Source organism: Polynucleobacter sp. Fuers-14 (genome assembly GCF_018882045.1).
Lineage (GTDB): Bacteria > Pseudomonadota > Gammaproteobacteria > Burkholderiales > Burkholderiaceae > Polynucleobacter.
In genome coordinates, this window is record NZ_JACVPG010000003.1 from 104,996 (window position 1) to 130,168 (window position 25,173).

Below are 25,173 nucleotides of genomic sequence, written 5' to 3' on the forward strand. Positions count from 1 at the left end.
AAGCCCATCGCTGGCAGTATGCCGGCTATCGTGACTCCCATGTTCGAAGATGGCAGCTTGGACTACGCTAGCTTGCGTTCCTTATTGGATTGGCATGTAGCGGAAGGCACCGACGGGATTGTGATTGTTGGCACTAGCGGAGAGTCCCCAACAGTTTCTGTTGAAGAACATTGTGAGCTCATTCGCGTGACAGTGGAGCAGATTGCGGGACGTATTCCAGTGATTGCTGGGACTGGTGGCAACTCTACGATTGAAGCGATTGAATTAACTCAATTTGCAAAACAGGTTGGCGCCGATGCCAGCTTGCAGGTAGTGCCGTATTACAACAAGCCAACACAAGATGGCATGTTTGCGCACTTTAAAAAGATTGCTGAGTCTGTAGATTTGCCAGTGATTTTGTATAACGTTCCCGGTAGAACGGTTGCTGACTTGGCTGGCGATACTGTTGTCCGTTTAGCAGGCGTACCAGGCATTATTGGTATTAAAGAGGCCACAGGCAGTTTGGAGCGTGGCACCTTATTGATTAATGATCTCAAGTGTGCTGGCCATCAAGACTTTTCAGTATTCTCTGGCGACGATCTCACGGCTGCCATGTTGATGTTGATGGGTGGCAAAGGTAATATTTCCGTCACCGCCAATATTGCGCCACGCTTAATGCATGAGCTCTGCGTAGCCGCCATGTTTGATGACGTAAAAAGAACTCGTGAGATTCAATATCAATTAATTGCAGTGCATAAGGCCATGTTCACAGAGGCCAACCCGATTCCAGTGAAGTGGGCATTACACGAGATGGGCAAGATTACTGCTGGCATTCGTTTGCCGTTAACACCTTTAAGCAATTCTTTGCGTGAGCCTTTGAAGGCAGCGCTAAAACAGGCCAACCTACTATGATGAATTTGCTCCAACTATCCCGTCGATATTTATCGATTCTGGCTCTAATTGTTATTGCTTCTGCTGCATTGACTTCCTGTAAGTCAGTTACGAGTAGCGATACCGTTGACTATAAGAGTGCAGGCGCTGTGCGCGGCCCTAATTTGTCATACCCTCCGGACTTGATCACGGCGCAGGCTGATCGCCGTTACATCGTTCAGGACGGTACAGCAACGATGTCTGAATACAATGCTGCTGTCAAGAAATCGGTACAGATCCGTAGCAATGTTATGACTGGTATTCCGGGGATGCGAATTGCTCGTGATGGCGAGCGTCGTTGGCTGGTAGTTGAAAAGCCAGCCACCGAACTCTATCCGCAGGTAAAAGATTTTTGGCAAGAGAATGGCTTCTTATTGGAGATCGACTCACCATCTACTGGAATTATGGAAACCGATTGGGCTGAAAATCGCGCCAAGATCCCGCAGGATTGGATTCGCTCCGTCGTTGGCAGCGCAGTAGATTCAATCTATGACACTGGTGAGCGGGATAAATACAAAACACGCTTAGAGCTGTCCAAGCCTGGCGAGACTGAGATTTACATTACCCAGCGCGGCATGATTGAAAAATGTGTAACCGATACTCCGGGAGGAGCATGCATATCCACTCTTTGGACACCGCGCCCCAATGATCCTGAGTTAGAGGCTGTTTTCTTGGCTCGCTTGATGGAGCGCTTAGGCATGACGCAAGAGCAGGCTAAAGCAATGGTTGCAGTGCCTCTTGGCCCTAAAACGCCTAAAGCGAAGTTTGTTCAAGAGGGCGCTAACCAAGCCTATATCGAGCTCAGCGCTGGCTTTGATCGCTCTTGGCGTGATGTAGGATTAGCTCTGGATCGCTCTAACTTCACGGTTGAGGATCGAAATCGTTCAACCGGTGTTTACTATGTTCGATACGTGAATCCTAAAGATTTGGGCGATACCAAAGGCTTCTTCTCCAATCTCTTTAGCAGTAAAGATGAATCTGGTATGAAGGCCAAAAAATATCAGGTGCTTGTGAAGAGTGCTGGTGAGAATTCTGCAAATGTCTATGTACAGAATGCGGATGGTAAGCCAGAAAATACGCCTGCTGGTTATCAATTGCTGACTTTGTTAACGGAGCAACTAACAAAGTAGTAGTTTTTGAAGGCAAATAAAAAAGCCGCTTTTCAGCGGCTTTTTTTCTTCATGAAGAAGATTACTTCTTAGCATCAGCAGCAGGTGCAGCTGGAGCCGGAGCAGCAGCAGGAGCTTCAGCAGCAGGTGCAGCTGGAGCAGCAGCAGCTTCAGCAGGTTTTGCTTCTTCTTTTTTACCGCAAGCGGCCAAGGCGATTGCTAACATAGCAGCGAATACGAGTGACTTCTTCATTTGTAAATTCCTTTAAAAAAATTAATAACAATTACCGGTAATTGTTCTCTGGATATACCGAGGGATTGCCCCTAAGTAGTTTCCAGTAATTATTATATCCATCTCCGCATTCAGTGTTCAAAAACCAACCAGCCGGCTAAATACGCCTCATAAAGGCTAGATTGATCAGGCTGTTTGAGCCTACCCACCCTGAGTTCTTTATGTGCCGAGAGGGTCTGCCAGGCCGAAAGAATATCTGGGGCTTCTCCCTGGGTCATGGATTCTCCATTGCAATACACCTGCTTTCCAAGGCTCAGAATACGGGTTTGTGGATGGGTGAGAAGTCTGTTAGCCCTAAGTTTCTTAAGGAATGCATTCGGTTTTAGGGGGCTATCGGGAGCGTCAAAAAGGGCTTGTTGTTTGGGTTCCGATAGATAGGCGGTAATCCCAGGTAAAAATCCATCAATTTGGGCTAGTTTCAGCTCTTTGAGCTTTGAGCCCAGTTGTTTGATGAGCTCTTCCGGCAATTGCTCTGCACTATGAGTTGCACCTTGTTTAGGGTCTGCAAACTTGCCCTCTAGGGCAGGAATATCCTCCAAAGATTCTGCTAGGCGCCACAAACCTTCTTGCAGTAATTCTTTAAAGCTGGGGGAGCGAAATCCAACAGACCATGTTTGGCAACCTGCATCTAGCGCAATACCATCATGTGCAACATGGGGCGGTAAATACAACATATCGCCAGGCTCTAGGGTCCACTCCCGCTCAGGTTTAAAGTTACGCAGAATCTTTAGCGGTAGATTAGGGTTGAGGCTCAGATCCTTTTGTTCTGAAATTTTCCACTGCCTTCTGCCAGACATTTGAATCAGGAAGACGTCGTATGAATCAAAGTGGGGGCCAACGCCGCCTCCAATTCCAGCAATGCTAATCATTAAGTCATCTAAGCGCGCATCGGGAATAAAACGGAACCAAGACAGAATTTTTGCAGCTGCTGGATGATGGGCCTCCATTCCTTGAAGCAATAAAGTCCAGTCGGGTTTGTCGATCGATGGAATGGCCTTTTTAGAAAACGGTCCGCTATCAAAGCTCCATGGATTAGATTTAACCAAGCGCGCCTCTACCTCATCTTGCAGGGCAAATTTGACTAGCTCTTTGGTAGGAATAGGGCTATCCAGGGGCTCACCATTTTTAGCCGAAAGGGCAAATGCCGGAATCGCCCTGCGGATAAGAAGGGGCTTTTTATGCCAATACCGCGCCATGAACTGGTCTGGGCTAATACCCCCAAATAAGGCCCAGGGCTCCCCTAAAGGGAGCTTTGATGGAGCCTGAGGCGGCTCATAGGGTTTGCTCAAGTAAAATGAGGTCATAAAGTAAAAAGCTGTTTAGAAACTGATTAAAAACGAATGTTCGACAAATTCCGCATGAAGATTGAAAAAAATACCATCGTATCCCTTCGCTATAAGCTAACCGATGCGCAAAACAATGTTATCGAGGAGCCCGATTCTCCGATGGTATACCTGCACGGAGGTTATGAAGGTACTTTTCCTAAAATTGAGAATCTGCTTGATGGCCAAGATATTGGTTATGAGGCAACGATTCAGCTAGAGCCCAGTGAAGCCTTTGGTGAATATGATCCTGAGTTGTTAAAGATCGAGCCACGTACCCGTTTCCCGGAGCCTTTAGAGGTGGGGATGCAGTTTGAAGGCGTGCCTGATGCAGATGAAGATGCGACTGTGCATGATTCTGAAGATGATGAACCTTTAATCTATACCGTTACGGATGTTGCAGACAGTCAAGTCGTGTTAGATGGTAATCATCCGTTAGCAGGCATGGCATTGCGTTTTTGGGTTCAAGTTGAAGATGTTCGCGCAGCTACTGATGATGAAATTGAAAATCGTCATCCAGAGGGCGGCGAAAGTTTTTCATTTGGGATGCCTAATGATGAGGGCGATGATGAAGATGAAGAATTTCCAGGCGGCGCATTAGGTGGTGATAGCACGGGCCCACGTACGCTACATTAATTAAAACCAAGTTTGAATAAAGAAAGGAATAGCATGCTATTCCTTTTTCTTTGCATCATTTCTTCTGCATGACCCCAAGGGGTAACTACGAATCACTACTCTCTCAACCACTGTTTAATCGCATCAAGGTCGCGTTTGGTATCGCTAGAGCCTTCAGCATCAGGGCCAGTAGGCGTGTTACTTAACTTGGCTAAAGCCTTCTCTAGTGCTGCAATCTTGGCTTCCTGTTCGATCGTGGCATCAATTAAACCTTTGAGCGCCATTGATACAGGATCATCTACATTCGGCGTCACTCCATAAGCAGAAAAATAATCCTTTGTTTTGCTATCGGGACTTTGCGGTAAATCTGGATGCAGGATGCGCGCAGGAATACCAACCGCAGTCGCACCTGCAGGAATTTCTTTTAGTACCACGGCATTGGATCCAACGCGTGCGCCATCGCCCACAGTAAATCCACCGAGAACTTTTGCACCAGCGCTGACCACAACGCCTTTACCAAGAGTGGGGTGGCGCTTAACGCCTTTATAAAGCGAAGTGCCGCCCAAGGTAACGCCTTGATAAATTGTGCAGTCATCACCAATTTCAGTGGTCTCACCAATCACAATACCGAGCCCATGATCCAAAAATACTCGGCGACCAATCTTTGCACCAGGATGAATTTCTATCCCTGTGAAAAAACGCGCAAACATGGACAGCACACGGGCAAGCCATTTCAGACCAAGATTCCAAAGAAAATGGGAGATGCGATGCAGCCAAACTGCATGCAAGCCTTGGTAGCAAGTGATGACCTCGAGACGATTCCGGGCTGCTGGGTCTCTGGCAATAATGGAGTCGACTTGGTCGAATAGGGGATTTGACATAGCTTGATTTTAACGGGATGCGCTTATTTTCTCAGCAGCATCTGTTTTGCAATACCGCGCAGCAGATCTATCTCTTCTTTATGAAGGCGGCTACGAGCAAAAAGCGCTTGAATACGGGGCATCAGTTTCTTGGGGTTGGCTGGGTCTAAATAGCCAATGGCCTCCAGACCTTCGCGCCAATGTTCTACCATGGCTGCAATAGCTGCGGGATCGGCAAAATCAGCCATTTCTTCCCGGCCCGCTAAGGCATTACGCACGCCTGTATGCTGGCTGAGTGTTTCCCTGAGAGTGTAGGCGCAGACCATGATTGCCTGGGCCAAGTTAAGAGACGGGTAGTCTGGATTGGCATCTAACCAGACTCTATGGGTGCATAAGGCCAAATGATCGTTATCCAAGCCAGTTCTTTCAGGGCCAAAGAGTAGGGCAACCTTTCCTTCTGCTGATGTCGCATCGGCTATTAAGATCCGAGCGGCCTCCCAGTCTAAGGCTGGCGGGCCAAACTCTCGATCACGGCTAGTTAAGCCTATAACTAGTGAGCAGCCCTCCACGACGGAGGCTAATGAACCGCTTTCTGAGGAGCGTTCAAGGATATCTGCCGCACCGCTGGCTAGAGCAATGGCATCCGCATTGGCTGCTACGTCTTTGATCTTGGGATTAATAAGGCGCAGGTCGCTAAAGCCCATCGTTTTAAGGGCGCGAGCAGCTGAACCCACGTTTCCTGGGTGACTGGTTTCGACTAAAACCCAGCGCAATAGTTCAGATTTGTCGATATTCATCAATGCCAATGGGGGTGTTTATAGGGGGTAATAGATGCTAATCGTTTAGAATCAGTCTATTAGCTTCGTATTGTCATGCAATTTTCCTTTTTGCAGGCATTACAAGGAGCTTGTTCTTATTTAATTTGTCCATCAATACTATGCATCCCATGTTAAATGTGGCCGTCAAGGCCGCCCGTCGCGCTGGAACAGTCATTAATCGTGCTTCTTTGAATTTGGAGCGCTTGCAAGTTGACCGTAAGCAACACAACGATTTCGTCACCGAGGTGGACAAAGCCGCAGAAGCGGCCATCATTGAAACGCTTAGCGAAGCCTATCCAACCCATGGATTTTTAGCTGAAGAAACAGGCGAACACAATGCGGATGCAGAAAACGTTTGGATCATTGATCCACTGGATGGCACAACCAATTTCATTCACGGCTTTCCGCAGTATGCGGTTTCGATTGCTCTGGCAGTGAATGGTGTGATTCAACAAGCCGTCGTTTACGACCCAACACGGGATGAATTATTCACCGCTACCCGTGGTGCGGGTGCATATTTGGATCGTCGGCGTTTGCGTGTAGCCACGCAAGATCGCTTGGCAAATTCTTTACTCGGCACCGGCTTTCCGTATCGTGAAGACCAGGACTTGGAAAAGTATTTAAAGATCTTTGCTGAAATGTCACGTCAATGCGCGGGCTTGCGTCGCCCGGGTGCTGCATCATTAGATTTGGCTTATGTAGCAGCGGGTCGTTACGATGGATTTTTTGAGAGCGATCTCAAGCCATGGGACATGGCTGCTGGTGCTTTGCTAATCACTGAAGCAGGCGGACTGATTGGCAACTATCGCGGGGAAGAGGGCTTTCTGAAAAGCGGTGAAGTGATGGCTGCCAATCCACGCATCTTTGCGCAGATGGTGCAGTCACTCTCTAAATACTCGGTTTCTTAATTCAATATCTCGACCTGAGAAGTCTGTAGCGCTTAGTGCTTAATAAGGTCGAGATAGCGTGCTCCAGCATTATCGATCAATAGGGCGCTTGCCCGAGGGTGATGGCTCTCAGGGTGATCGAGATCCCAGTCAGATAAAACCCAGCGCTGCCAAGCCTGGGTATCCAAAGATTCTTCATGATGGGCTGGCAAGTGAGTATGCCCATGAATCAATCTGTCTCCAGATTGACCTTTCATCACAGCTGCACAAGCTTCTCGCGTGACATCCATTTTGAGTTGACTTGCAGCAGAGGGTTGCTGTGTTTGATATTGGCTATGGCTATTGCTACGTAGATGCTGGGCAACACCTCTGCGCCAATTGAGGGGCAAGGTTAAAAAGAGTTTTTGCACCCAAGGTTTTCTAACCCAACTACGAAATACCTGATAGCCAAAGTCTGCGGTACATAAAGCATCACCATGGGCTAAGACCCATTTGTGTGAAGCTAATTCCACTACGCTAGGATCTGGCAAGAGTGTCATGCCAGTCTTTTTAATAAAACTTTTGCCGATTAAAAAATCTCGATTGCCATGGATGTAATACGTTTTTACTTTGGTAGAAAGGTTGGCGATGGCACGCTGAACTTCTTGTTGAAAAGGTGAAGATGCGGATGCATCATCACCAACCCAATACTCAAATAAGTCACCCAGAATAAATACAGCCTCCACTTTAGGGGCCTCTTTTTCACAGAAGTCAAAAAAGCGTTGCGCCGTCAAGGGCATTGACGGCGTGAGGTGTAAGTCTGATATGAGCAGCGCGCTCGCGTGTTGCGCAATCATTCCTCGAGAACAGTAGCCTTCTCAATCACAACATCTTCAGCAGGCACATCTTGGTGAAAGCCGGAGCTACCAGTTTTGACTTTGCGAATGGTATCAACCACATCCATGCCGCCAGTAACTTTACCGAATACCGCATAACCCCAGCCTTGGGCATTCGGAGCGGTGTGGTTTAAGAAATCGTTGTCATTCACATTGATAAAGAATTGAGCAGTTGCAGAATGAGGGTCGCTGGTACGCGCCATAGCTACAGTGTAGCGATCATTCTTGAGGCCATTATTGGCTTCGTTTTCAATTTCCGCGCCTGTTGGCTTTTGCTTCATGCCGGTAGTCATACCGCCGCCTTGAACCATAAAGTTATCAATGACGCGATGAAAAATCGTGCCATCGTAATGACCGCTTTTTACGTATTGCAAAAAGTTAGCAACACTTTTCGGTGCCTTAGCTGCGTCAAGGGTGAGGGTGATCTCACCCTTATTGGTTTTTAAGAGTACTTTCGCCATTATTAGGTCTACTTTCTAGAGGGTTAGTGGATGGAGTATTACTAGGCTGAGAATCTGCAGAATTGAGAGCGCGATTAACGGGGCGCTTTGCAGGGGGCTTGAGCACATCTAAGAGCGCTTTAGCGCGGTTGGAGTATTGACGCTGATTCAGTGTTGCATTTTTTGCTGCGTCTTCATACGCTTGAGCGCCAAGGCGAATATAGATCTCACCCAGATTGGCTGAGGCAATGGCATAGCTAGGGCGCAGCTTTAATGCAAGCTCTAAATAATCTCGCGCTTCAATCCATTGGCCTTGGTTGGCAGCTATCGCTGCAAGATTATTGTAGGGTTCTGGCAATTCAGGGAACTGCTGAGTAATTTCAATCAAGGTTTTTTTAGCTTGATCGAATTGGCGCATCTCAATTTGTAAGCGCGCTTTTACAAAACGCAATTGCACATTACGTGGCGTCTTCTTAAGGTCCACATTGATTTGGGTAACCGCATCTTGATATTTGCGCGCCTTGATGAGCTTTTCTACATCGGATGGCACCGCATTTTTGGTGATGGGGTCCGCTTCAATAATCAAGAAGGACATAAATGGGACGCCAACGGTCTCTGATAGCTCTGGATTTAATGGGTCATAGCCCACATCCGCCGATAACCTGGGAGGATCAGTTGGGCTGTAGCCACCTAAATAGGGTTGTGGGGCCAATTGTCCCGACTTCATTTCCCGGGTATTTAATGCCTGAATTTCAGCATCCGCACGTTGCTGAGCGGGCGTGCTGCACCCTGTCATTAGCACCAATGACACCAAAGTGGCAAAAGTTAGGGCTAAGACCTTATTCGGGGTAATTTGTGGCGCTGGGGCGTTGTGGGGCATAGAGGAAGGGGTGTGAAACGGGCTCATTCGATATACTCAGCGCTCAGTCTAACAAATTGGCGCTACTTGCCCCACCTTTATAGCCCTATGCTGCAAATCTATAACACCCTTAGCCGTTCTAAACAGCTCTTTAAGCCCATAGTGCCGGGCAAGGTCAAGATGTACGTCTGCGGCATGACGGTTTATGACTTTTGCCATATTGGCCATGCCAGGGTCATGATCGTCTTTGATATGGTGGTTCGTTGGCTTAGGGCTAGCGGCTATGAAGTGCTTTATGTGCGCAATATCACTGATATTGATGACAAGATCATCAACCGTGCCATTGAGAATGGCGAACCCATTTCTGCATTAACCAATCGTTTTATCGATGCGATGCATGCCGACTCGAATGAGTTGGGTTTAATTCATCCCGATCAAGAGCCGCGTGCTACCGATTACATTGCCCAAATGCAGGGCATGATTGGCAAACTCATTGAAAACGACTTGGCCTATCAAGCCAATGATGGCGATGTCAATTTTGCGGTGCGTTTGCTGCCACGCTATGGTCAGCTATCCGGTAAGACACTTGATGAATTAAATGCTGGTGAGAGGGTAGCGGTTGGTGATGGCAAGCGTGATCCGTTAGATTTTGTTTTATGGAAAAGTGCTAAAGCTGAAGAGCCTGCTGATACTCGCTGGAAGTCACCATGGGGTGAAGGCCGTCCAGGCTGGCATATTGAGTGCTCAGCCATGTCTTGTGACTTACTGGGTGAGCACTTTGATATTCATGGTGGAGGTGCGGATTTGCAATTCCCGCACCACGAAAATGAAATTGCTCAAAGCGAAGGCGCTTTGTATGGCAAAGATCGTAAAGAAGATGATGCTCCCTTTGTTAGTTACTGGATGCATAACGGCCACATTCGAGTGAACGAAGAGAAAATGTCCAAGTCATTGGGCAACTTCTTTTTAATACGAGATGTCTTAAAAAGCTTTGATCCAGAAGTATTGCGCTTCTTCATGCTGAAGGCGCATTACCGTAGTCCGATTAATTACAGCGATGCACAACTAGAAGAGGCACGCTCAGGACTTGGTCGTCTATACACTGCCTTGGCTCAAGCCCCAAAAGCACAATCAATCAATCTAGATTCACACAATCCATGGGCCAAGCGCTTTGCGGATGCCATGAATGATGATTTCAATACACCAGAAGCGATTGCAGTCTTGTTTGACCTGGCCAGCGAAGTCAACCGTGCGCAAGGCGATGAAAAGCAATTACTCGCCAATACAATGAAGGCTCTCGGCGCTTCCCTGAACTTCTTGCAGCGTGATCCAACCACATTTTTGCAAGCAGGCTCCAAAGATCAGGATGGCTTAAGTCCTGCGCAAATTGAAGAGCATATCGCTGCACGTGTGGCCGCTAAACAGTCAAAAGATTTTGCCCAGGCAGACTTAATTCGTAAGACATTACTAGAGCAAGGAATTGTTCTGGAAGATAAACCCGGCGGCTTAACAGAATGGCGTAGGGCTTAATGACTGTAGTAAAAGAAATAAAAGTGGAAAAAGCAGAATCAATCTTGCAAGAAATTGCTCCAGACTATTGGGAGCAGGCTTGCAAAGAATTGATGAAGCACGATCGTATTCTGAAAAAACTAATTCCTAAAATTGGATCCGGATTTTTAGTCACACGCGGCGATTCATTTAATACTTTGGCGAGATCGATTGTGGGGCAGCAGATTTCAGTAGCAGCAGCCCAATCCGTTTGGAATAGAGTGGTTGCCGCCAGTAAAAAGAAAGTCACCCCTAAAAATATCCTAGCGCTCTCCGTAGAAGAATTGCGCGCCGCCGGATTGTCTGGGCGCAAGGTGGAGTACATCCGCGATTTAGCAGATCACTTTGATTCTGGACGTCTGCATGCTAATCAGTGGAAAGATATGGATGATGAGAGCGTGATCAAAGAATTAAGCTCTATTCGGGGAATTGGCCGCTGGACTGCTGAAATGTTCCTCATTTTTAATATGGTTCGCCCTAATATCCTCCCCTTAGACGATGTTGGTCTAATTAAGGCTATTTCCCTCAATTACTTCAGCGGTGAGCCTGTTAGCCGCCATGAGGCGAGGGAGGTGGCTGCCAATTGGGCCCCGTGGCGTACGGTAGCTACCTGGTATATGTGGAGAAGTCTCGACCCCGTCCCAGTTGAACATTAAAATCAGACTATGAAAACGACTTTCCTGGATTTTGAGCAGCAAATCGCCGAATTAGAGTCAAAGATTGAAGAGCTGCGTTTTGTACAAGACGAGTCATCGGTAGACATCTCCGATGAAATTAAAACGCTTGCCGAAAAAAGTCAGCAGTTAACAAAAGATGTTTATGCCAATTTGACTCCTTGGCAGGTCTCTCAAGTAGCGCGTCATCCTCAGCGTCCTTATACCCTGGATTATGTTGGCGCTTTATTTACCGACTTCCATGAACTACATGGTGATCGCACTTTTGCGGATGATCAATCGATCATTGCTGGATTAGCCCGTTTTGAAAATCAGCCTTGTATGGTGATTGGTCATCAGAAGGGTCGCGATACTAAAGAGCGTGCTCTCAGAAACTTCGGCATGAGTCGACCAGAAGGTTATCGTAAAGCAATGCGCCTCATGCGCCTTGCAGAAAAGTTTGGCATTCCGGTATTTACTTTTGTAGATACTCCTGGGGCATTCCCTGGCATTGATGCGGAAGAGCGCAATCAGTCTGAAGCGATTGGCCGTAATTTGTTTGTGCAAGCAGAACTTGAGGTTCCAATCATCGCTACCATTATTGGTGAAGGTGGTTCCGGTGGTGCGTTAGCAATTGCGATGGGCGATGTGGTCTTAATGTTGCAGAACTCCACTTACTCAGTAATCTCTCCCGAGGGCTGTGCATCTATCCTCTGGAAGACTGCCGATAAAGCGCCTGAGGCGGCTGAGCAACTGGGTCTCACAGCGCAACGCTTAAAAGCTTTGGGCCTGATTGATAAGATCGTTGCCGAGCCTATTGGTGGTGCGCATCGCGATTACGACAATATGATGAGTAATATGCGCAAAGCGCTTACTGAATCCTTAAAAACTTTTGATGGCATGAAAGTAGACGCATTGCTTGAGCGTCGTCATGAGCGTTTGATGAGCTATGGCAAGTTCAAGGAAATCACAGCAAAGTCCTAAGCCAGGAAAACGAATTGCGGTTGCCCTCAGTGGCGGCCTCGATTCGGTTGTGTTGCTTGACACGGTTTGTAAAGCGCAAGCTAAAGTAACAACACAAAACAAAAACCAAACCAAAGACCAAATCTACGCATTCCATATCCATCATGGTTTACAAAAGCCAGCGGATGACTGGTTAATCTTTTGTGAGAAGCTGGCAAAAAAATATAAGATCCATTTTGATTTCCGTCTTCTGCATTTGGATAATTTCAATGAGCAGGGTAATGTTGAGGCAAGGGCAAGAGCAGGTCGTTACGAGGCGCTAGCCGACCTGTGTGAAGAGTATGGCATTGAAGACTTACTGCTCGCGCACCACCAGAACGATCAGGCTGAAACGGTACTGCTCCAGCTAATGAGGGGCTCTGGAGTGGCGGGCTTATCAGGTATGCCGCAAGCTAGGGGAATCGCTACTAATCAAAGTCTCACCCTTTGGCGACCACTCTTAAATCAAAGTAGGCAAGAGCTAGAGGCTTATGCAAAAGAGCATAAGCTCCAATGGATTGAAGACCCTAGTAATCAAGATCGCAAATATAGACGCAATGCGATTCGTAAAGACATCATTCCCAAGTTAGAAAAGATTCAACCGGAAGCATTGGCCAATATGGCGCGTAGTGCTGTTTTACTAGGTGAGGCACAAACACTACTTAACCGATTAGCAATACAAGATGGCAAAAGCATTCTGAATAAGGGTCAGGTGAAAGCAGCACCATTGCTAGCGCTAGCTAAGGATGACTTACCGGCAGCCAATAATGTCTTGCGCTATTGGTTCCAAACTCAACAGTTGGCCATGCCATCTCAAGAACGCCTACAAGCCTGGTGGCGTGATCTTGCTACGGTTAAAGCGGATGCCAAATTAGAGTGGTTGCATGACGACAAAAAAATCTATCTATGGCGTGGGGCACTGCAAGTTGCAAATCCCGAGGAAGGGCTTTGGGTTCTCAAATCATTGCCGGCTAATTCCAAGCAATTAGGGTTACCAGCGGATTGGGTTAAGAATGCCCAAGAAACTAATCAAATTACCCTCAGAGAGCGCCTAGGCTCGGAGAAGATTCAGATTAAGCCCAAGACACCCCGTAAAACCCTCAAAAACCTCTACCAGGAGGCCGATGTGCCGCCCTGGGAGCGCCAGGCACCCTTGCTCTATATCGGTGATGAGTTAGTCGCTGTAGCTGGAATTGGGCTTAGTTATCCGCATCTCGTTACCTCAGGCAGGCGGGTGTTGCCTATTTGGTCTAAGGTGTAATGCCAGATTCTTTTTGATGGCGTATCGCGCAGATGAGTGCCGTATCTTTAGCCTCATCAAAACTATAGAGCGCAACGTAACCAGATTTTCCGCGGGAGATAATTAATTCTCTGATGTAGGCATCACAGGTGCGACCTATAAAAGGATGCTCGGACAAAATCTGAATTGCGCTCTCAATAATTTCTAAAGTAGCTAAAGCAGTATTTTTGTCAATTTCAATTAAAAAGTCAGTCAGTCGCTCAAGATCATGTAAGGCTTTTGGGGAGAAAACAATCCTTACCAATTCGTCGCTTTCAAGTTTGACTTCTTACCGGCTATACGCGCTTTTAAATGTTTGAAAACTTTATCAGCGTCATGCACTTTACCTTCTTGTAAAACCTCATTGCGAGCATTGTTAGCGTCTTCTAGGAAAGATCTCCGTAATTCTGCGTTAATGCTTGCTTGTTTAATCGCCTCCACCATAAATGCGTGAGTAGTAACGCCAAGATCTTTGGCAGCATTGGCCGCTTGGAGCTTGATTTCATCTGGAAGTTTGAGTGAGGTCGTGCTAACAGGGCTCATGGAGGGTCCTAGGATCAGAAAGGTAACACTAAAGTAACACCATCCTAAACTGCCTCATACGACAAAGTCAACAGCTTGGTCTTAAAGACCTACAAAACCCTGTAAAATAAGCCCTTTTTAGACCTCCAAGGATTCATTTCCTTGTCACAGATAGTTAAATAGACGGTTTTTATGGCTCTCATCGTTCATAAATATGGCGGCACCTCAATGGGCTCAACAGAGCGCATTGCCAATGTTGCCAAACGCGTAGCTAAATGGATGCGTGCTGGCCACCAAGTGGTGGTCGTGCCATCGGCTATGTCAGGCGAAACCAATCGCTTGCTTGGCCTTGCAAAAGAAATTAATCCGGATGCAAGCCCACGCGAGTTGGATCAAATTGCATCTACGGGTGAGCAGGTTAGCTCTGGCTTATTAGCTCTAGCATTAATCCATGAAGGTATTGATGCAGTGAGTTACGCTGGTTGGCAAGTAACTGTTCATACGGATTCCGCATTTACCAAAGCGCGCATCAAGAGCATTGATGACAAAAAAATCATGGCTGATCTCAACGCTGGTCGTGCTGTAGTGGTTACTGGTTTTCAGGGTGTCGATCCGAACGGCAACATCACCACATTAGGTCGTGGCGGTTCTGATACATCAGCGGTGGCGATGGCGGCAGCTCTAAAAGCCGATGAGTGCTTGATCTACACAGACGTTGATGGTGTGTACACAACAGACCCACGCGTCTGCGAAGATGCACGTCGCTTAGATAAGATTACCTTTGAAGAGATGCTAGAAATGGCAAGCTTAGGTTCAAAGGTATTGCAGATTCGTTCAGTTGAGTTTGCAGGCAAGTACAAAGTTAAAACCCGGGTTCTGTCTTCATTGACAGACCCATTGATGCCTTTAGACATCGAAATGAAGTCGGGCACCTTGATTACATTTGAAGAGGACAGCACTATGGAAGCCGCAGTTATTTCCGGTATCGCCTTTGCGCGTGATGAAGCGAAGATTACCGTTCTTGGGGTTCCTGATCGTCCAGGTATTGCATATCAAATTCTTGGTCCGATTGCGGATGCCAATATCGATGTGGATATGATTATTCAGAACCAATCAGTTGAAGGTAAAACAGACTTTACTTTCACGGTGCCGCGTGCTGATTATCAAAAAGCATTGGACTTGCTCAAGAACACTGTGCAGGCGCACATCGAAGCAAAAGAAATCTCTGGCGATCCAAAGGTTTCTAAAGTTTCAGTGGTTGGTGTAGGTATGCGTTCCCACGTTGGTATCGCCAGCAAGATGTTCCGCACTTTGTCAGAAGAGGGCATCAACATCTTGATGATCTCCACCAGTGAAATCAAGATCTCTGTGGTCATTGATGAGAAATACATGGAATTGGCTGTACGCGCCTTGCACAAGGCATTTGAGCTGGATCAGAAGTAAGTAAAAAGCGTAATAAACCCCTCAGGAGCGGTTATCCGTTAAACTGTGGGGCGTTGTAATAGTAAGAAGTACGGAGACGTGGCCGAGCTGGTCGAAGGCACTCCCCTGCTAAGGGAGCATCGGGGCTAAAACTCTGATCGGAGGTTCGAATCCTCTCGTCTCCGCCAGCACTTTTGGCATTTTTTCTTTTTTTTACTATATGCATCAATAACTTAGCCCCCTAACCGGGGCTTTTTCTTTATCACTCCCGCTTACCAGTACGCTTACCACCCAAGCAATGCTTGTTTTGGGATGCTCTAGAGCTTAGTTGCCAAATCTAGCTCTAAAACCTAATGGTTTAAATTGCTCAAAATTTAGGCAATATGGATATCTCAGGTGCTTTCGACATGTTGCGCCTGGTAGGTGGCATATTAAGAAAACTGCATTTTCAAGGTGAATTCAGGCCCTCGATGCCACTAGTAAAAAATAATTTAAATAGCTATTTAGTAGGAAAAAGTGAGGATATGTTTAAAAATGTAGGAATCTATTAAAAAATGTAATAAAAAGTATTTAAATATGTGTAATCGTAAGAAAAAGTGTGTATATGTAAGAAAAAGTATGGGAAAATAACCATTCGAACGAAAAAGCGGAGCTTGAGGGAAATATGAGTGAAATAGGCTACTCACGAGTAAAAAGTCAGTTAGATCTCAGTGCTTTTGATCCTCTGGTACCCGCACGCCTTGCCTCGGTAACCAGTGTAACGCCCACTCAGGGCGCATTGTTGATACCGGCAAAGGTAGCCCCTAAAGATGATCGCCCACTAAGCCACCTTTTGTTTGCACTAAAGCATGAGGGGGTTAATCTTCAGCTGCTATCGCAGGCCTTAAGAAAAATCCCGGCCCAAGAGATGCTGGCTGCCATTAGTGAATCGCCAACAGGCGTTTATATACGCACAGCATGTTTTTTGTGGGAAGCCTTTAATAAGCAAGAGTTAAAGGGCGCGCCAGTAATTACAGGGCCAATGGCCAATTTATTTGACCCAAAAAAATACATTACCGGTCCAAGCATACGCAATGCTAAATGGCGGGTTCATTTCAATGGATTGGGTTCTTTGGATTACTGCGTAACTGTTGAGCGAACCGCACGTATTAATAGCTTGCTTGAATCCAACATCCTCCAGAAGGCAAATGAATTTCTATCGCAGCTTGGTGGAGCCGCGTCCGATAGGGCAATGTCATGGGCTTATTTAAGCGAGACCAAAAGTTCTTTTGAGATTGAGCATGAAACACCAAGCGCAACTAAAGCAGAAGCATTTGTAGAGCTGCTTAAAAAAGCACATCTGACTCCTCAATTGAATGAAGAATACTTGGTTGGATTGCAAAACACTGCCATTACAAACCCATTAGATAGGGCCGTTCATTATCGGCATGAGCAGAATTGGTTAAGTAGTCCGTTACGTGGTGCTGCTGGCGTAACGTATATTCCGCCACCACCTGAAATTGTTAATGACTTGATGAAGGGTTTGGTAGATTTTGCTAATGCCTCGCCAAAGCAGATAGACCCCTTGGTTGCAGCTGCAATTATTTCATTCGGGTTTGTTTTCATTCACCCATTTATGGATGGAAATGGACGTTTGTCCAGATTTTTATTTCATCATGCAATATGCCAGTCTGGCGCTTTAAAGAATGGCCTGCTATTGCCAGTATCCATTGCGATGAAGCGGAATGAAGATTTATATCTAACCGCTCTAAAGAGCTTTTCTGAACCTGCTCGCAAGCGCTGGGAAGTTATTTGGATTGATGGTGATGAATATCAAATGACATTCAAATCAAATGATTCCTTATATCGCTATTGGAATGCCACTGCCTGTGTTGATTTTGGATTGGAGATGGCCAAGCAAGCATTGGAAAAGGACTTAAGAGAAGAGACCGAGTTCTTGGCAAAGTATGACCTTATTTACCGTGCTATTGATAGTCAGTTTGATATACGCGGCAAGGATCTCAACGCCTTAATTTTGACCTGCATGGAACAAAATGGAAAGCTATCAGCTAACCGTCGTAAGAAATTTTCTGCAACGGTGCCGGAAGAAATATTTAATGCAATTGAAGCTGAATATATGAAGATAGCGGACTGATTCAAAAAGCCTCGCTAATTCTATCAAGGTCAACCCAAGGGCTGGCGCAATGATAAATTGGGTAATTCAGTTGCCTGAAGTTTAATCTTCCCAGACCTTTTGGCTTGCATCCTAACTATGTAAGGCCATCATTTGCTTACCATCCCGCTTACCAGCAAAACATGGATTTTAGTAAGTTTGAATGGATTGCTCGGGAGTAGGGTCTACCTTCTAAGCCATATATATAAAAGATTTAATGGACATTGGTGCACATGACAGGAGGGTCAAAACCTAGATCTCGTCTCCGCCAGCACTTTTGGCATTTTTTCCTCTTTTTGCTATACGCAACATAGACTTAGCCCCCTAACCGGGGCTTTTTCTTTATCACTCCCGCTTACCAGTACGCTTACCACTCAAACAGTATTGCATTTCATATGTGTGGCTAATGCGATTTAAGCTAACAATCGCTTATTACATCCTGGTGGCATGGTTAATTTATTGAATACACTAGATTTCAATATAAAAACCAAGATCGTGTCTTATCCAATTTATGAAACTTCATGTACTGAGTGATTTACATCTAGAGTTTGCTGACTTTACCCCTGCATCAAATACGGCAGATGTTATCGTTCTGGCGGGTGATATCGGCCTTCGCGCGGAAGGTGTAACTTGGGCCAGGAAATCTTTTCCGGATCAAGAAATCATTTATGTGGCTGGCAACCATGAGTTCTATGGTTCTCAGCGTTCTCATGTCATTGAGGACATCCAAAATGCATGCGCAGAAAACGGCATTCATTTCCTAGATGACTATGGGATTGAGCTACATGATTCGCAGTTAAATACCCCCGTCCGTTTTTTAGGGGCTACTTTATGGACGGACTTTTTATTATTTGGTGAAGATCTAAAATCTAAATGCTTATCGTATGGCGAGCTTTACTTAAATGACTTCAGAAGAATCCGTGACGGAGGTAGAAATTTTTCTCCAAAAAAATCTATCCAATTGCATGAAAAGTCACTGGCTTGGCTGCAAAAAGAGTTAGAGAATCCGTTTGATGGCAAGACGGTAGTGATTACCCATCACCTACCTTCAATGTTATCGGTTGCACAGCGCTATAAGCCCGATCTACTATCCGCCTGTTTTGCCTCCGAGTTAGCCCATCTCTTTGGAAGGATGTCTCTATGGATTCATGGGCATACGCATGACTCCTGTGATTATCAAATGAATGGCACTAGGGTGGTTTGTAATCCTCGCGGTTATGTGCGATCTAACCATGCTGAAAACCCAGCATTTAATCCATCTTTAATAATTGAAATCTAGTTACCCACCATGCGCTTCATAATGAGAGCTTAGTTTTTGGCTAGGGTCTTGATTAATTCAGTGCTGCAAATATCATCGATATGCCTAAAGGCTAGAGAGATTCCTTCGATTTGATTTGCAGCAATTCCAAGGCTTTCAAAGTGTGTTTTCCATTGTCTAGTTACTCGCCATACACGATCGATAATGGTGCTTGCTTGCTGCGCGGATAGGCCAAAGCGCTCTTTGGCACCATAGGCATTATCTAGTGTGGCCAATTTACCTTGTGGTCCAACGCCTAGATGTTGATAACGCTCACTTGCAATGACTGCATGAGGCATCACGTCATAGAGTGGGCTCAGGCTCCAGCCTTTAAGCGCATGGCTCCATAAGAATGCATGATTGCGTAGATGATCGTCATCGTTACTAACAAAAATATTAAAGATCATGCGTGCATATAGTTCCTCAATATCAGCTTTGACTGTTTGAACCACGCAATATCTGCGGATGGCATCCGCAATATCCATATAGCTTTTTGTATTGGATTCTGATTCGTGACAGGCAACTAAGGTGAGGGCGCTAACGACATGATGACGAATTTCTACTGGCCGAGCAAAAGCAGTCCAAGAGCGATCAAAGCGTTTGACCATCAACACTTTTTTCTTGCCAACCTGTTCTAATTGAGTTTGCGCTACATTAAGACCGGCTAACTGCGCAAGTTTGAGTGTGGCGTATTCAATGCTTGGTACATCTAAAGCGCCATCTGTGTTACCTGGGAACTTGGCCATCCATAAAATGTTTTCATCATCGCGCACGCTTGCCTTAGGGCGCATGCCCCCAAGACCGCTACCCACAAGCAAAATTTTGGATAGTGCTTCTGACACTGGCAAGCCCGCCTCAATCTTTTGCGCACCCTCGAGTACGTATGACAGATTGTGAATACTTTCGTGAGCAGGGCGCTCCTCTTGATCTAAAGAAGATCGAATGTCTAAAGCCCCAACACGATCACTGCCCGCTTCGAGTAGATAGGTTGATTCTGGAAGGCTATTGGCTGGAACCTTAAGCCTAGCTTCAATCACTCTTCTTCCCCAAGAATCAGGAGCAGCATCCCGAATTCCACCAAAAGCCTCTAAGCCGTTAGGTGGAATGAGGCGTTTACCTTTGATCTCACTTTTACTCCTAAGGCTAAGAGCGACTGGATCCACTTCTTGTGCGTTGCTCCTATCTAAGTAACGCAAGCCATAAGCAAATGAAGAGGCAATAAGTCTTGAGCCTTCCTCATCTACTTGCAGTTGACCTGCTGGTATAAATTCGCCATCAAGATTGGCAAAGACAAAAAGATCCTTAGTGGTATTGGCCATCAGAAATCAAGCGCTTTCATTTCCGCTGCACTTAAATCACGCACGCGTTGTGGACGTGAGCGACGCTCTAAAGCAATGATCGCAGGATCATCTCCGCTTAAGAGTTGCAATAAGTTCATGCCTGGAGCGATTGCATCTAAGTAACGCAGGAGCGCGCCAATGGCTACACCAGGATCACCCTTTTCAATGCGCTGGGCAGTAGCGCGAGATAGGCCGGCACGGACTGCTGCTTCACCTTGGCGAACACGACGCGCAAGACGCAAAGAAACAAGGCATTGCGCTATTTCAGCGGATTGGCCAAGTTGCTTTGATGCTAGGGTCAGTTCTTGATCTACGCGCATAGTTGCCTCATGCATTTTGTTAAGTATGAGACGTTAATATACCTGTTTATACTCCATAGGTCAATAAATATGACTCATAAATGAGTCTTTAAGTATTTTAATGACTTATTTATAAGTCTTTTAATGGTTTACAGTAGAAAATTTAGGCTTGTAATTCCGTCAAAGGGACACCTCTTTACCGGACAGATTCTCCATGTGTCTTTCTATAAAGCCCTCCCAGTCGCTCATCAAGCAAACCCGTTTTTCCAGCTGATCTTGCCTTCTATAGGCCGCCTCTACCTTATTCTGAATCGTATGCGCTAAAGCTAGCTCGACAGTCTCATTTGAGTATTCAGTAGTCTCGGCCGCCCAGTCACGAAATGTAGATCTAAAGCCATGCGGCACGAAGTCTGCGTACTTAGGCATCTTTCTCATCATGGAGAGCAGGGCCATATTGGATAGAGCGCGCTCTTTATGAAGAGAGCTAGGAAATAAATAGGAGTTCACTCTGATTGTCTTCAGATAGTCGAGGATTTCTATGGCTCTTCTATTGAGTGGAACGCGATGTTCCTTACCAGCTTTCATTCGATGAGCGGGGATGGTCCAGACCTTAGCTTGCAAATCAAATTCAGCCCACTTAGCCTCGATGACTTCACCGGTACGAGTAGCAGTAAGAATCAGCAATTCAAGCGCATAGGCAGAGTAGCCAGTATGAGTTCGTAAATCGCTGATGAATTCACCGATCCTTTTAAATGGAGGAGCAGGGTGGTGAGCAACCTTCTTGATCTTGTTGGCCTTAGGTAGCAGATGGCATAGAGCGCCTTGATAGCGAGCAGGATTGTCACCACTAATATATTTATGAGCCTTACACCAGTCCAGAATTACCTCAATACGCTGACGTACCCTTGTTGCAGTTTCAGTTCTCACCTTCCAGAAAGTTCCCTCTACCTCACCATTCTTCTTTTTGATCTCTTGCTCAAGTAACTTAACTAAATGAGTAGTAGTAATCTGATCAACCCTCATTTTTCCAATGATTGGCAGTGCATAAGTATTGATGGTGCTTACCCATTGATCTTTGTGCTTTGAGTTTGACCATTCAGCTTCCTTCGTTTTAATGCACCTATTAGCAGCCTCTTGAAAGGTGATGGAATTGAGATCATATTCCTTTACGCCCAATTTCTTTTCATGGCGCTGGTCAATGGGATCAATCCCATCAAAAATGGCTCTTCTGAGGCCTAGAGACTTTTGTCTGGCATTGGCTAATGAACAAATTTCTACGGATCCAAGCCCCATTGCCCGTCTTTTACCGCTAACCGGACTGGTAAATCTATAGAGCCAGCTTCGGGATGGACCATCAGCCCCTTCAAAAACCCGCAAATATAAACCTCTGGTCTCAGGATCGGCATACCATCCAGGTTGGTTCATAGCGAGAATCCCCCTCGCAGTAAATTTATTTAGTTTCAGTTCTTTTAATGTAACTCGACCACTATTTATACCCATAGTTTCTAACCATCTCGCTTACCAATGAAACTTAGATTTTAGTAAGTTTGAATGGATTACTTGGGAGTAGGGTCTACCTTCAGAGGCATATAGGTAAAGGGTTTAATGGACATTGGTAGACTTAGTGGGAGGGTCAAAATCTTGATCTCGTCTCCGCCAAGTGCTTCTTGCGACCCATATAGAATATGCCCCGTAAGGGGCTTTTCTATTCTATATGGCTTGTACCCACCATCCTACCCACCACTAGAACATCAGTTAAACCCGTTCACAGCCTGCATATAACCTTGGATATATTGAGGTGGTACAAAGAGCTCAGTCTTCACACCATTCTTGGCGGATAGAGTGATGATGAAACCTTTCTTCATTTTGTCTTTGAGGAATGCCTCAGGTATTTGAATAGATACCACTTCCCTGAAGATACAACCTTTATCTCCGCATGCGCCAGCTTCTCTACCTACAACTTTAAATGTAGTGCTAGGAGTGTTTTCTAGCATTGCAGAGTCGTAATAACGCCATTGTGAGTAATAAGTTAATTGCGCATTGAGCTCATAAGTCTTGGCGCCTTGCTTAGGCTGCTCAGCTCTGAGGCCAAACATTTCATAGGTATTAGCCTCATCCATCGTATTGATAGGAGGGCCTTGATAGATTTTTCCACCGGTTGCTGAGTTGGGGGTAATGATGGTTGAGTGATAGACATCATTGGATTCCCATCCGCTAATTTTTTTATCATTCATATTGCAGGCAGCTAGCCCGCTTATTGCCAGCAATAGAACAACTCGATAGATGATTCGATACATATAAAGCTCCTAGAGAATCATCAAATCATACTATCCCTTTGGTTAGGGGCTGCAATTCTGGGGCTTGCACGTATTTTCCGGTCATACCGCGCCATCAATCGCCAGTTCCCACGCAGTGCCAGATTTACCCATGTGACCTCCTTATCCCTGGCGGAACAAGCTTCATCAATGCTGTTCTCCGAATAAATTGGATATTAGCGGCCTTGTTCACGCTCTCACACTAAAGCTGCCTAGAGGCGTTCTTGGCGGTAAAGCTCAGTTAACGCCTCCATATCTTTTTATTAGGGTAGCTCCCTATGCTTTTTTATACTTCACAACTTCACAACTTCAGAAGTTATGATATAGTGTTGGTACTGGGAGATGAAATGAAGAGACAGGTACCGAAAACACATCAAGCCTTGGAGTGGGTGGGGAAGGGCATGACCGCTGCTCAAGCGGCCAGAAAGATGCAGATTTCAGAATCCAGTGTGTACGCCGCCCTCAGAAAGACAAGGGCGAAAGAAGTGGGTTGTTGTCCAACGTGTGGTCACAAAATAAGGAACTAAGATGAAAAAGACTCTATTAGCAGCTGTAACAATCACTGTTGCTGCATTCGCTTATGCGAATACATCGCCGTCAGATTCTTCTGAGTTAGTCAATCAGCAGTGCAAGATATCTGCTGAAGCGGTATCTACCTTGAAGGGTCTGCGTTACGGCAACACTTCAATCCGCAAGGATGTTTCCACATTAATTAACGCTAGCCTCAAGACTCCAGAGAATCGCGAGCTAGCGCAAAAGACTTTGAACCTCATGGTTGACGATAAGACAACGGATGCAAGAGGTTTAGAGGGTAAGTACTGCTCTTAAGGAGTTCAGTCTAATTTCATAAGGTGGCACATAACGCGGAATGTCCTGATTGTGGGAATATGCGGGCATTGTTTAATCAGTGTCCGCATTGCGGTTCAGTCAATTTGCCTATCTTGAGCTCAGATACGATTGAGCTCAATATCAAGCAAGATGGCCCCTATGTTGACGAGGCATTAGATCGGTTAACAGACTACCTAAGAAAATCTCTAGAAGTAGGAATCAAGGCCATCATTTTGATTCATGGATATGGGTCTAGTGGTGAGGGTGGCCGTATTAAGTGGGCCATTCATGAAGCACTAGAAAACAATCGATACTCCGACCGAGTCGACGAATACCATTTTGGTGAAGATGTCGCCTTTGGTAGTGAGGCCTATCATGCCTTGCTTAGGCGCCGTCCTGGTTTAAAGCGCTATCTCAAGCGCTTTAAGGAAGGCAATGCTGGTATGACAGTTTTATTGCTGGGATCTCAGGCTAGAAGTGCTTAGAATAGAAATATTGGCAATTAATGCTTTATCTATTAGGAATCCATTTCCATGACCACTAAGAAACTCGAACATTCAGATTTGCATGATGATAAGCAAGCAGGCGCAGAAAGCCTGATTGGTGAATTCAAATCCCTAATGGCTGATGCGGAAGCTTTAATCAAGGCAACCGAAGATCATCCGGGCGCTGCCATTAGCTCCATTCGCAATAAAGCCCTAGAAACTCTCGCAGGCGCCAAAGAAAGTCTTTCAGGTGTCGAGGGCAAGATGCTTGAGAAAGCGAAGGTGGCTGCTGAAGGCGCAGATGACTTCGTGCATCGCAATCCTTGGGAGGCAGTGGGTGTTGCGGCGGGCTTAGGTTTGCTGATTGGCTTATTCATTGGACGCCGCTAGACCCTTATGTCTCAAGAAAACTTACTTTCCTCTATCAAAGGCCTTGCATCAACTGGTGCATCGATAGCGCAAACGCGCTTAGAACTTTTATCTCTGGATGTCCAAATCGCTAGAGGTAAATTCATCAGATTGTTAGTGATGATTATTGGGGCCTTATTCTTTTTATTCTTTGGCTTGGTGATGCTGGCATTGCTTATCGTGATTTATAGCTGGGAGACCGATCGAATGCTGGCCTTAGGTTTATTGACCGGAGCCTTTATATTAGTTGGTCTGATTCTCGCAGCGCTGATTAATCAATCATTACGTACGATGCCTAGACTATTTGAGGCCTCTATTACTGAATTAGCCAAAGATCGCGAAGCCCTTTCAAAATGAGTGAGCATTTAAAGGCTTTAGAGCTCCGCCAACACCAATTGAAGCTTCAGGCGCACCGTGAGCGCATTGCGTTTGCTGAACATTTTGAGGCTTGGGAAAAGCCACTCTCTTGGGCTGATAAGGGGGTTGATGCGGTCAACTTCTTAAGAAGCAACCCTATCCTGTGGACTAGCGCATTTGCAGCACTTGCGCATTACAAGCCCAAGTTGGCGAGCAAGGCCCTAGCGGTAGGTTGGGGTGCGATGAAGATCATCAAGAGTGCTAAAAAACTAATCTAGTT

At 46.0% G+C, this 25,173-nt stretch carries 29 protein-coding genes and 1 tRNA gene; 17 read left to right on the plus strand and 13 right to left on the minus strand.

Going from position 1 to position 25,173, the window contains the following annotated elements; genetic code table 11:
* Positions 1 to 18 precede the first annotated feature (18 nt).
* Complete coding sequence (gene dapA / locus ICN40_RS01245; protein ID WP_216242012.1) at positions 19 to 891, plus strand: 4-hydroxy-tetrahydrodipicolinate synthase; 873 nt, start codon at positions 19 to 21, stop codon at positions 889 to 891.
* On the plus strand, positions 891 to 2,039 hold the full coding sequence (bamC, locus tag ICN40_RS01250; RefSeq protein ID WP_216242014.1) for an outer membrane protein assembly factor BamC: 1,149 nt from the start codon (positions 891 to 893) through the stop codon (positions 2,037 to 2,039). Before dapA ends, bamC begins: the two co-directional genes overlap by 1 nt.
* 61 nt (positions 2,040 to 2,100) lie before the next feature.
* Here bamC and ICN40_RS01255 read toward each other — a convergent pair whose 3' ends face one another.
* Positions 2,101 to 2,271 (minus strand): hypothetical protein, encoded by a 171-nt coding sequence (locus ICN40_RS01255; RefSeq protein ID WP_215363436.1) that lies wholly within the window; start codon positions 2,269 to 2,271, stop codon positions 2,101 to 2,103.
* 110 nt (positions 2,272 to 2,381) lie between these two features.
* Complete coding sequence (locus ICN40_RS01260) at positions 2,382 to 3,614, minus strand: cupin domain-containing protein (RefSeq protein ID WP_216241488.1); 1,233 nt, start codon at positions 3,612 to 3,614, stop codon at positions 2,382 to 2,384.
* 54 nt (positions 3,615 to 3,668) lie between these two features.
* Between ICN40_RS01260 and ICN40_RS01265 the strand changes: the two genes are divergently transcribed.
* Positions 3,669 to 4,268 carry a peptidylprolyl isomerase gene (locus ICN40_RS01265; protein ID WP_216242016.1) on the plus strand — a complete coding sequence of 200 codons (600 nt, stop codon included), beginning with the start codon at positions 3,669 to 3,671 and terminating at the stop codon, positions 4,266 to 4,268.
* A 95-nt stretch (positions 4,269 to 4,363) separates the two neighbouring features.
* On the opposite strand, the gene cysE is transcribed toward ICN40_RS01265, so the two are convergent.
* Entirely contained in the window at positions 4,364 to 5,128 is a 765-nt protein-coding gene (gene cysE, locus ICN40_RS01270) for a serine O-acetyltransferase (protein ID WP_216241491.1), read from the minus strand.
* 23 nt (positions 5,129 to 5,151) lie between these two features.
* On the minus strand, positions 5,152 to 5,904 hold the full coding sequence (locus tag ICN40_RS01275) for an RNA methyltransferase (protein WP_216241494.1): 753 nt from the start codon (positions 5,902 to 5,904) through the stop codon (positions 5,152 to 5,154).
* A gap of 140 nt (positions 5,905 to 6,044) precedes the next feature.
* Here ICN40_RS01275 and ICN40_RS01280 point away from each other — a divergent pair, with 140 nt between their 5' ends.
* The gene (locus ICN40_RS01280) at positions 6,045 to 6,833 is read left to right on the plus strand and encodes an inositol monophosphatase family protein (RefSeq protein WP_216241496.1); all 789 of its coding nucleotides are present in this window, start codon (positions 6,045 to 6,047) and stop codon (positions 6,831 to 6,833) included.
* A gap of 32 nt (positions 6,834 to 6,865) precedes the next feature.
* Here ICN40_RS01280 and ICN40_RS01285 read toward each other — a convergent pair whose 3' ends face one another.
* The 3 genes from ICN40_RS01285 to ICN40_RS01295 are packed head-to-tail and all read right to left on the minus strand — an operon-like array spanning position 6,866 to position 9,034.
* Positions 6,866 to 7,648 carry a UDP-2,3-diacylglucosamine diphosphatase gene (locus ICN40_RS01285; RefSeq protein ID WP_216241499.1) on the minus strand — a complete coding sequence of 261 codons (783 nt, stop codon included), beginning with the start codon at positions 7,646 to 7,648 and terminating at the stop codon, positions 6,866 to 6,868.
* Positions 7,645 to 8,148: a peptidylprolyl isomerase gene (locus tag ICN40_RS01290; RefSeq protein ID WP_216241501.1), complete on the minus strand. Its 504-nt coding sequence runs from the start codon at positions 8,146 to 8,148 to the stop codon at positions 7,645 to 7,647. Before ICN40_RS01290 ends, ICN40_RS01285 begins: the two co-directional genes overlap by 4 nt.
* Complete coding sequence (locus ICN40_RS01295; protein WP_216241503.1) at positions 8,120 to 9,034, minus strand: M48 family metallopeptidase; 915 nt, start codon at positions 9,032 to 9,034, stop codon at positions 8,120 to 8,122. Before ICN40_RS01295 ends, ICN40_RS01290 begins: the two co-directional genes overlap by 29 nt.
* Positions 9,035 to 9,094: 60 nt before the next feature.
* On the opposite strand from ICN40_RS01295, the gene cysS reads away from it, so the two are divergent.
* Genes cysS through tilS form a run of 4 tightly spaced genes read left to right on the plus strand, consistent with a single transcriptional unit; the run spans position 9,095 to position 13,450 of the window.
* Positions 9,095 to 10,516: a cysteine--tRNA ligase gene (cysS, locus tag ICN40_RS01300; protein WP_216241505.1), complete on the plus strand. Its 1,422-nt coding sequence runs from the start codon at positions 9,095 to 9,097 to the stop codon at positions 10,514 to 10,516.
* Entirely contained in the window at positions 10,516 to 11,190 is a 675-nt protein-coding gene (locus tag ICN40_RS01305) for a DNA-3-methyladenine glycosylase (RefSeq protein ID WP_216241507.1), read from the plus strand. Before cysS ends, ICN40_RS01305 begins: the two co-directional genes overlap by 1 nt.
* Positions 11,191 to 11,199: 9 nt before the next feature.
* Positions 11,200 to 12,171 carry an acetyl-CoA carboxylase carboxyltransferase subunit alpha gene (locus tag ICN40_RS01310; protein WP_215360100.1) on the plus strand — a complete coding sequence of 324 codons (972 nt, stop codon included), beginning with the start codon at positions 11,200 to 11,202 and terminating at the stop codon, positions 12,169 to 12,171.
* Positions 12,137 to 13,450: a tRNA lysidine(34) synthetase TilS gene (tilS, locus tag ICN40_RS01315; protein ID WP_216241509.1), complete on the plus strand. Its 1,314-nt coding sequence runs from the start codon at positions 12,137 to 12,139 to the stop codon at positions 13,448 to 13,450. Before ICN40_RS01310 ends, tilS begins: the two co-directional genes overlap by 35 nt.
* On the opposite strand, the gene ICN40_RS01320 is transcribed toward tilS, so the two are convergent.
* Together ICN40_RS01320 and ICN40_RS01325 are read right to left on the minus strand one after the other, a co-directional pair.
* Positions 13,440 to 13,733 carry a type II toxin-antitoxin system RelE/ParE family toxin gene (locus ICN40_RS01320; RefSeq protein ID WP_216241511.1) on the minus strand — a complete coding sequence of 98 codons (294 nt, stop codon included), beginning with the start codon at positions 13,731 to 13,733 and terminating at the stop codon, positions 13,440 to 13,442. The two genes, tilS and ICN40_RS01320, sit on opposite strands and share 11 nt — an antisense overlap.
* A complete protein-coding gene (locus ICN40_RS01325; RefSeq protein ID WP_216241513.1) occupies positions 13,727 to 14,011 on the minus strand; it encodes a hypothetical protein in 285 nt (94 codons plus the stop codon). The genes ICN40_RS01320 and ICN40_RS01325 overlap by 7 nt, the downstream gene beginning before the upstream one ends.
* A 171-nt stretch (positions 14,012 to 14,182) precedes the next feature.
* Between ICN40_RS01325 and ICN40_RS01330 the strand changes: the two genes are divergently transcribed.
* From ICN40_RS01330 to ICN40_RS01345, 4 genes are all read left to right on the plus strand, one after another.
* Entirely contained in the window at positions 14,183 to 15,433 is a 1,251-nt protein-coding gene (locus tag ICN40_RS01330) for an aspartate kinase (protein ID WP_216241517.1), read from the plus strand.
* 72 nt (positions 15,434 to 15,505) lie between these two features.
* Positions 15,506 to 15,600 (plus strand) — tRNA-Ser (locus tag ICN40_RS01335).
* 476 nt (positions 15,601 to 16,076) lie between these two features.
* A complete protein-coding gene (locus tag ICN40_RS01340) occupies positions 16,077 to 17,546 on the plus strand; it encodes a Fic family protein (protein WP_216122720.1) in 1,470 nt (489 codons plus the stop codon).
* A gap of 529 nt (positions 17,547 to 18,075) precedes the next feature.
* On the plus strand, positions 18,076 to 18,843 hold the full coding sequence (locus tag ICN40_RS01345) for a metallophosphoesterase (RefSeq protein WP_216241519.1): 768 nt from the start codon (positions 18,076 to 18,078) through the stop codon (positions 18,841 to 18,843).
* A 29-nt stretch (positions 18,844 to 18,872) separates the two neighbouring features.
* On the opposite strand, the gene ICN40_RS01350 is transcribed toward ICN40_RS01345, so the two are convergent.
* The 4 genes from ICN40_RS01350 to ICN40_RS01365 form a co-directional block, all read right to left on the minus strand.
* Complete coding sequence (locus tag ICN40_RS01350) at positions 18,873 to 20,180, minus strand: type II toxin-antitoxin system HipA family toxin (protein WP_216241521.1); 1,308 nt, start codon at positions 20,178 to 20,180, stop codon at positions 18,873 to 18,875.
* Positions 20,180 to 20,536 (minus strand): helix-turn-helix transcriptional regulator, encoded by a 357-nt coding sequence (locus ICN40_RS01355; protein WP_234397328.1) that lies wholly within the window; start codon positions 20,534 to 20,536, stop codon positions 20,180 to 20,182. Before ICN40_RS01355 ends, ICN40_RS01350 begins: the two co-directional genes overlap by 1 nt.
* 144 nt (positions 20,537 to 20,680) lie before the next feature.
* Positions 20,681 to 21,925, minus strand: a complete 1,245-nt coding sequence (locus ICN40_RS01360) for a site-specific integrase (RefSeq protein ID WP_216241524.1) — start codon at positions 21,923 to 21,925, stop codon at positions 20,681 to 20,683.
* A 326-nt stretch (positions 21,926 to 22,251) separates the two neighbouring features.
* Entirely contained in the window at positions 22,252 to 22,797 is a 546-nt protein-coding gene (locus ICN40_RS01365) for a hypothetical protein (protein ID WP_216241526.1), read from the minus strand.
* Positions 22,798 to 23,343: 546 nt separating this feature from the next.
* On the opposite strand from ICN40_RS01365, the gene ICN40_RS01370 reads away from it, so the two are divergent.
* The 5 genes from ICN40_RS01370 to ICN40_RS01390 are packed head-to-tail and all read left to right on the plus strand — an operon-like array spanning position 23,344 to position 25,171.
* Positions 23,344 to 23,643 carry a hypothetical protein gene (locus ICN40_RS01370; RefSeq protein WP_216241527.1) on the plus strand — a complete coding sequence of 100 codons (300 nt, stop codon included), beginning with the start codon at positions 23,344 to 23,346 and terminating at the stop codon, positions 23,641 to 23,643.
* Positions 23,644 to 23,702: 59 nt separating this feature from the next.
* Positions 23,703 to 24,128 (plus strand): Smr/MutS family protein, encoded by a 426-nt coding sequence (locus tag ICN40_RS01375; protein ID WP_216860698.1) that lies wholly within the window; start codon positions 23,703 to 23,705, stop codon positions 24,126 to 24,128.
* 48 nt (positions 24,129 to 24,176) lie between these two features.
* Positions 24,177 to 24,518 (plus strand): YqjD family protein, encoded by a 342-nt coding sequence (locus ICN40_RS01380; RefSeq protein WP_216241531.1) that lies wholly within the window; start codon positions 24,177 to 24,179, stop codon positions 24,516 to 24,518.
* A 6-nt stretch (positions 24,519 to 24,524) separates the two neighbouring features.
* Positions 24,525 to 24,893: a phage holin family protein gene (locus tag ICN40_RS01385; RefSeq protein ID WP_216241534.1), complete on the plus strand. Its 369-nt coding sequence runs from the start codon at positions 24,525 to 24,527 to the stop codon at positions 24,891 to 24,893.
* A complete protein-coding gene (locus ICN40_RS01390; RefSeq protein ID WP_216241536.1) occupies positions 24,890 to 25,171 on the plus strand; it encodes a YqjK-like family protein in 282 nt (93 codons plus the stop codon). The genes ICN40_RS01385 and ICN40_RS01390 overlap by 4 nt, the downstream gene beginning before the upstream one ends.
* Positions 25,172 to 25,173: the final 2 nt, after the last annotated feature.

Bases quoted from the DNA above. Each gene is read 5' to 3' on its own strand.
- ICN40_RS01370 (WP_216241527.1), top strand. From the start codon at position 23,344: ATGAAAAAGACTCTATTAGCAGCTGTAACAATCACTGTTGCTGCATTC.
- ICN40_RS01330 (WP_216241517.1), top strand. From the start codon at position 14,183: ATGGCTCTCATCGTTCATAAATATGGCGGCACCTCAATGGGCTCAACA.
- ICN40_RS01340 (WP_216122720.1), top strand. From the start codon at position 16,077: ATGAGTGAAATAGGCTACTCACGAGTAAAAAGTCAGTTAGATCTCAGT.
- ICN40_RS01375 (WP_216860698.1), top strand. From the start codon at position 23,703: ATGCGGGCATTGTTTAATCAGTGTCCGCATTGCGGTTCAGTCAATTTG.
- ICN40_RS01265 (WP_216242016.1), top strand. From the start codon at position 3,669: ATGAAGATTGAAAAAAATACCATCGTATCCCTTCGCTATAAGCTAACC.
- ICN40_RS01255 (WP_215363436.1), bottom strand. From the start codon at position 2,271: ATGAAGAAGTCACTCGTATTCGCTGCTATGTTAGCAATCGCCTTGGCC.
- ICN40_RS01365 (WP_216241526.1), bottom strand. From the start codon at position 22,797: ATGTATCGAATCATCTATCGAGTTGTTCTATTGCTGGCAATAAGCGGG.
- ICN40_RS01305 (WP_216241507.1), top strand. From the start codon at position 10,516: ATGACTGTAGTAAAAGAAATAAAAGTGGAAAAAGCAGAATCAATCTTG.
- ICN40_RS01275 (WP_216241494.1), bottom strand. From the start codon at position 5,904: ATGAATATCGACAAATCTGAACTATTGCGCTGGGTTTTAGTCGAAACC.
- ICN40_RS01285 (WP_216241499.1), bottom strand. From the start codon at position 7,648: ATGATTGCGCAACACGCGAGCGCGCTGCTCATATCAGACTTACACCTC.
- ICN40_RS01385 (WP_216241534.1), top strand. From the start codon at position 24,525: ATGTCTCAAGAAAACTTACTTTCCTCTATCAAAGGCCTTGCATCAACT.
- ICN40_RS01380 (WP_216241531.1), top strand. From the start codon at position 24,177: ATGACCACTAAGAAACTCGAACATTCAGATTTGCATGATGATAAGCAA.
- bamC (WP_216242014.1), top strand. From the start codon at position 891: ATGAATTTGCTCCAACTATCCCGTCGATATTTATCGATTCTGGCTCTA.
- ICN40_RS01350 (WP_216241521.1), bottom strand. From the start codon at position 20,180: ATGGCCAATACCACTAAGGATCTTTTTGTCTTTGCCAATCTTGATGGC.
- ICN40_RS01295 (WP_216241503.1), bottom strand. From the start codon at position 9,034: ATGAGCCCGTTTCACACCCCTTCCTCTATGCCCCACAACGCCCCAGCG.
- dapA (WP_216242012.1), top strand. From the start codon at position 19: ATGCCGGCTATCGTGACTCCCATGTTCGAAGATGGCAGCTTGGACTAC.
- tilS (WP_216241509.1), top strand. From the start codon at position 12,137: ATGGCAAGTTCAAGGAAATCACAGCAAAGTCCTAAGCCAGGAAAACGA.
- ICN40_RS01325 (WP_216241513.1), bottom strand. From the start codon at position 14,011: ATGAGCCCTGTTAGCACGACCTCACTCAAACTTCCAGATGAAATCAAG.
- ICN40_RS01360 (WP_216241524.1), bottom strand. From the start codon at position 21,925: ATGAACCAACCTGGATGGTATGCCGATCCTGAGACCAGAGGTTTATAT.
- ICN40_RS01355 (WP_234397328.1), bottom strand. From the start codon at position 20,536: ATGCATGAGGCAACTATGCGCGTAGATCAAGAACTGACCCTAGCATCA.
- ICN40_RS01390 (WP_216241536.1), top strand. From the start codon at position 24,890: ATGAGTGAGCATTTAAAGGCTTTAGAGCTCCGCCAACACCAATTGAAG.
- ICN40_RS01260 (WP_216241488.1), bottom strand. From the start codon at position 3,614: ATGACCTCATTTTACTTGAGCAAACCCTATGAGCCGCCTCAGGCTCCA.
- cysS (WP_216241505.1), top strand. From the start codon at position 9,095: ATGCTGCAAATCTATAACACCCTTAGCCGTTCTAAACAGCTCTTTAAG.
- ICN40_RS01280 (WP_216241496.1), top strand. From the start codon at position 6,045: ATGCATCCCATGTTAAATGTGGCCGTCAAGGCCGCCCGTCGCGCTGGA.
- ICN40_RS01290 (WP_216241501.1), bottom strand. From the start codon at position 8,148: ATGGCGAAAGTACTCTTAAAAACCAATAAGGGTGAGATCACCCTCACC.
- cysE (WP_216241491.1), bottom strand. From the start codon at position 5,128: ATGTCAAATCCCCTATTCGACCAAGTCGACTCCATTATTGCCAGAGAC.
- ICN40_RS01310 (WP_215360100.1), top strand. From the start codon at position 11,200: ATGAAAACGACTTTCCTGGATTTTGAGCAGCAAATCGCCGAATTAGAG.
- ICN40_RS01345 (WP_216241519.1), top strand. From the start codon at position 18,076: ATGAAACTTCATGTACTGAGTGATTTACATCTAGAGTTTGCTGACTTT.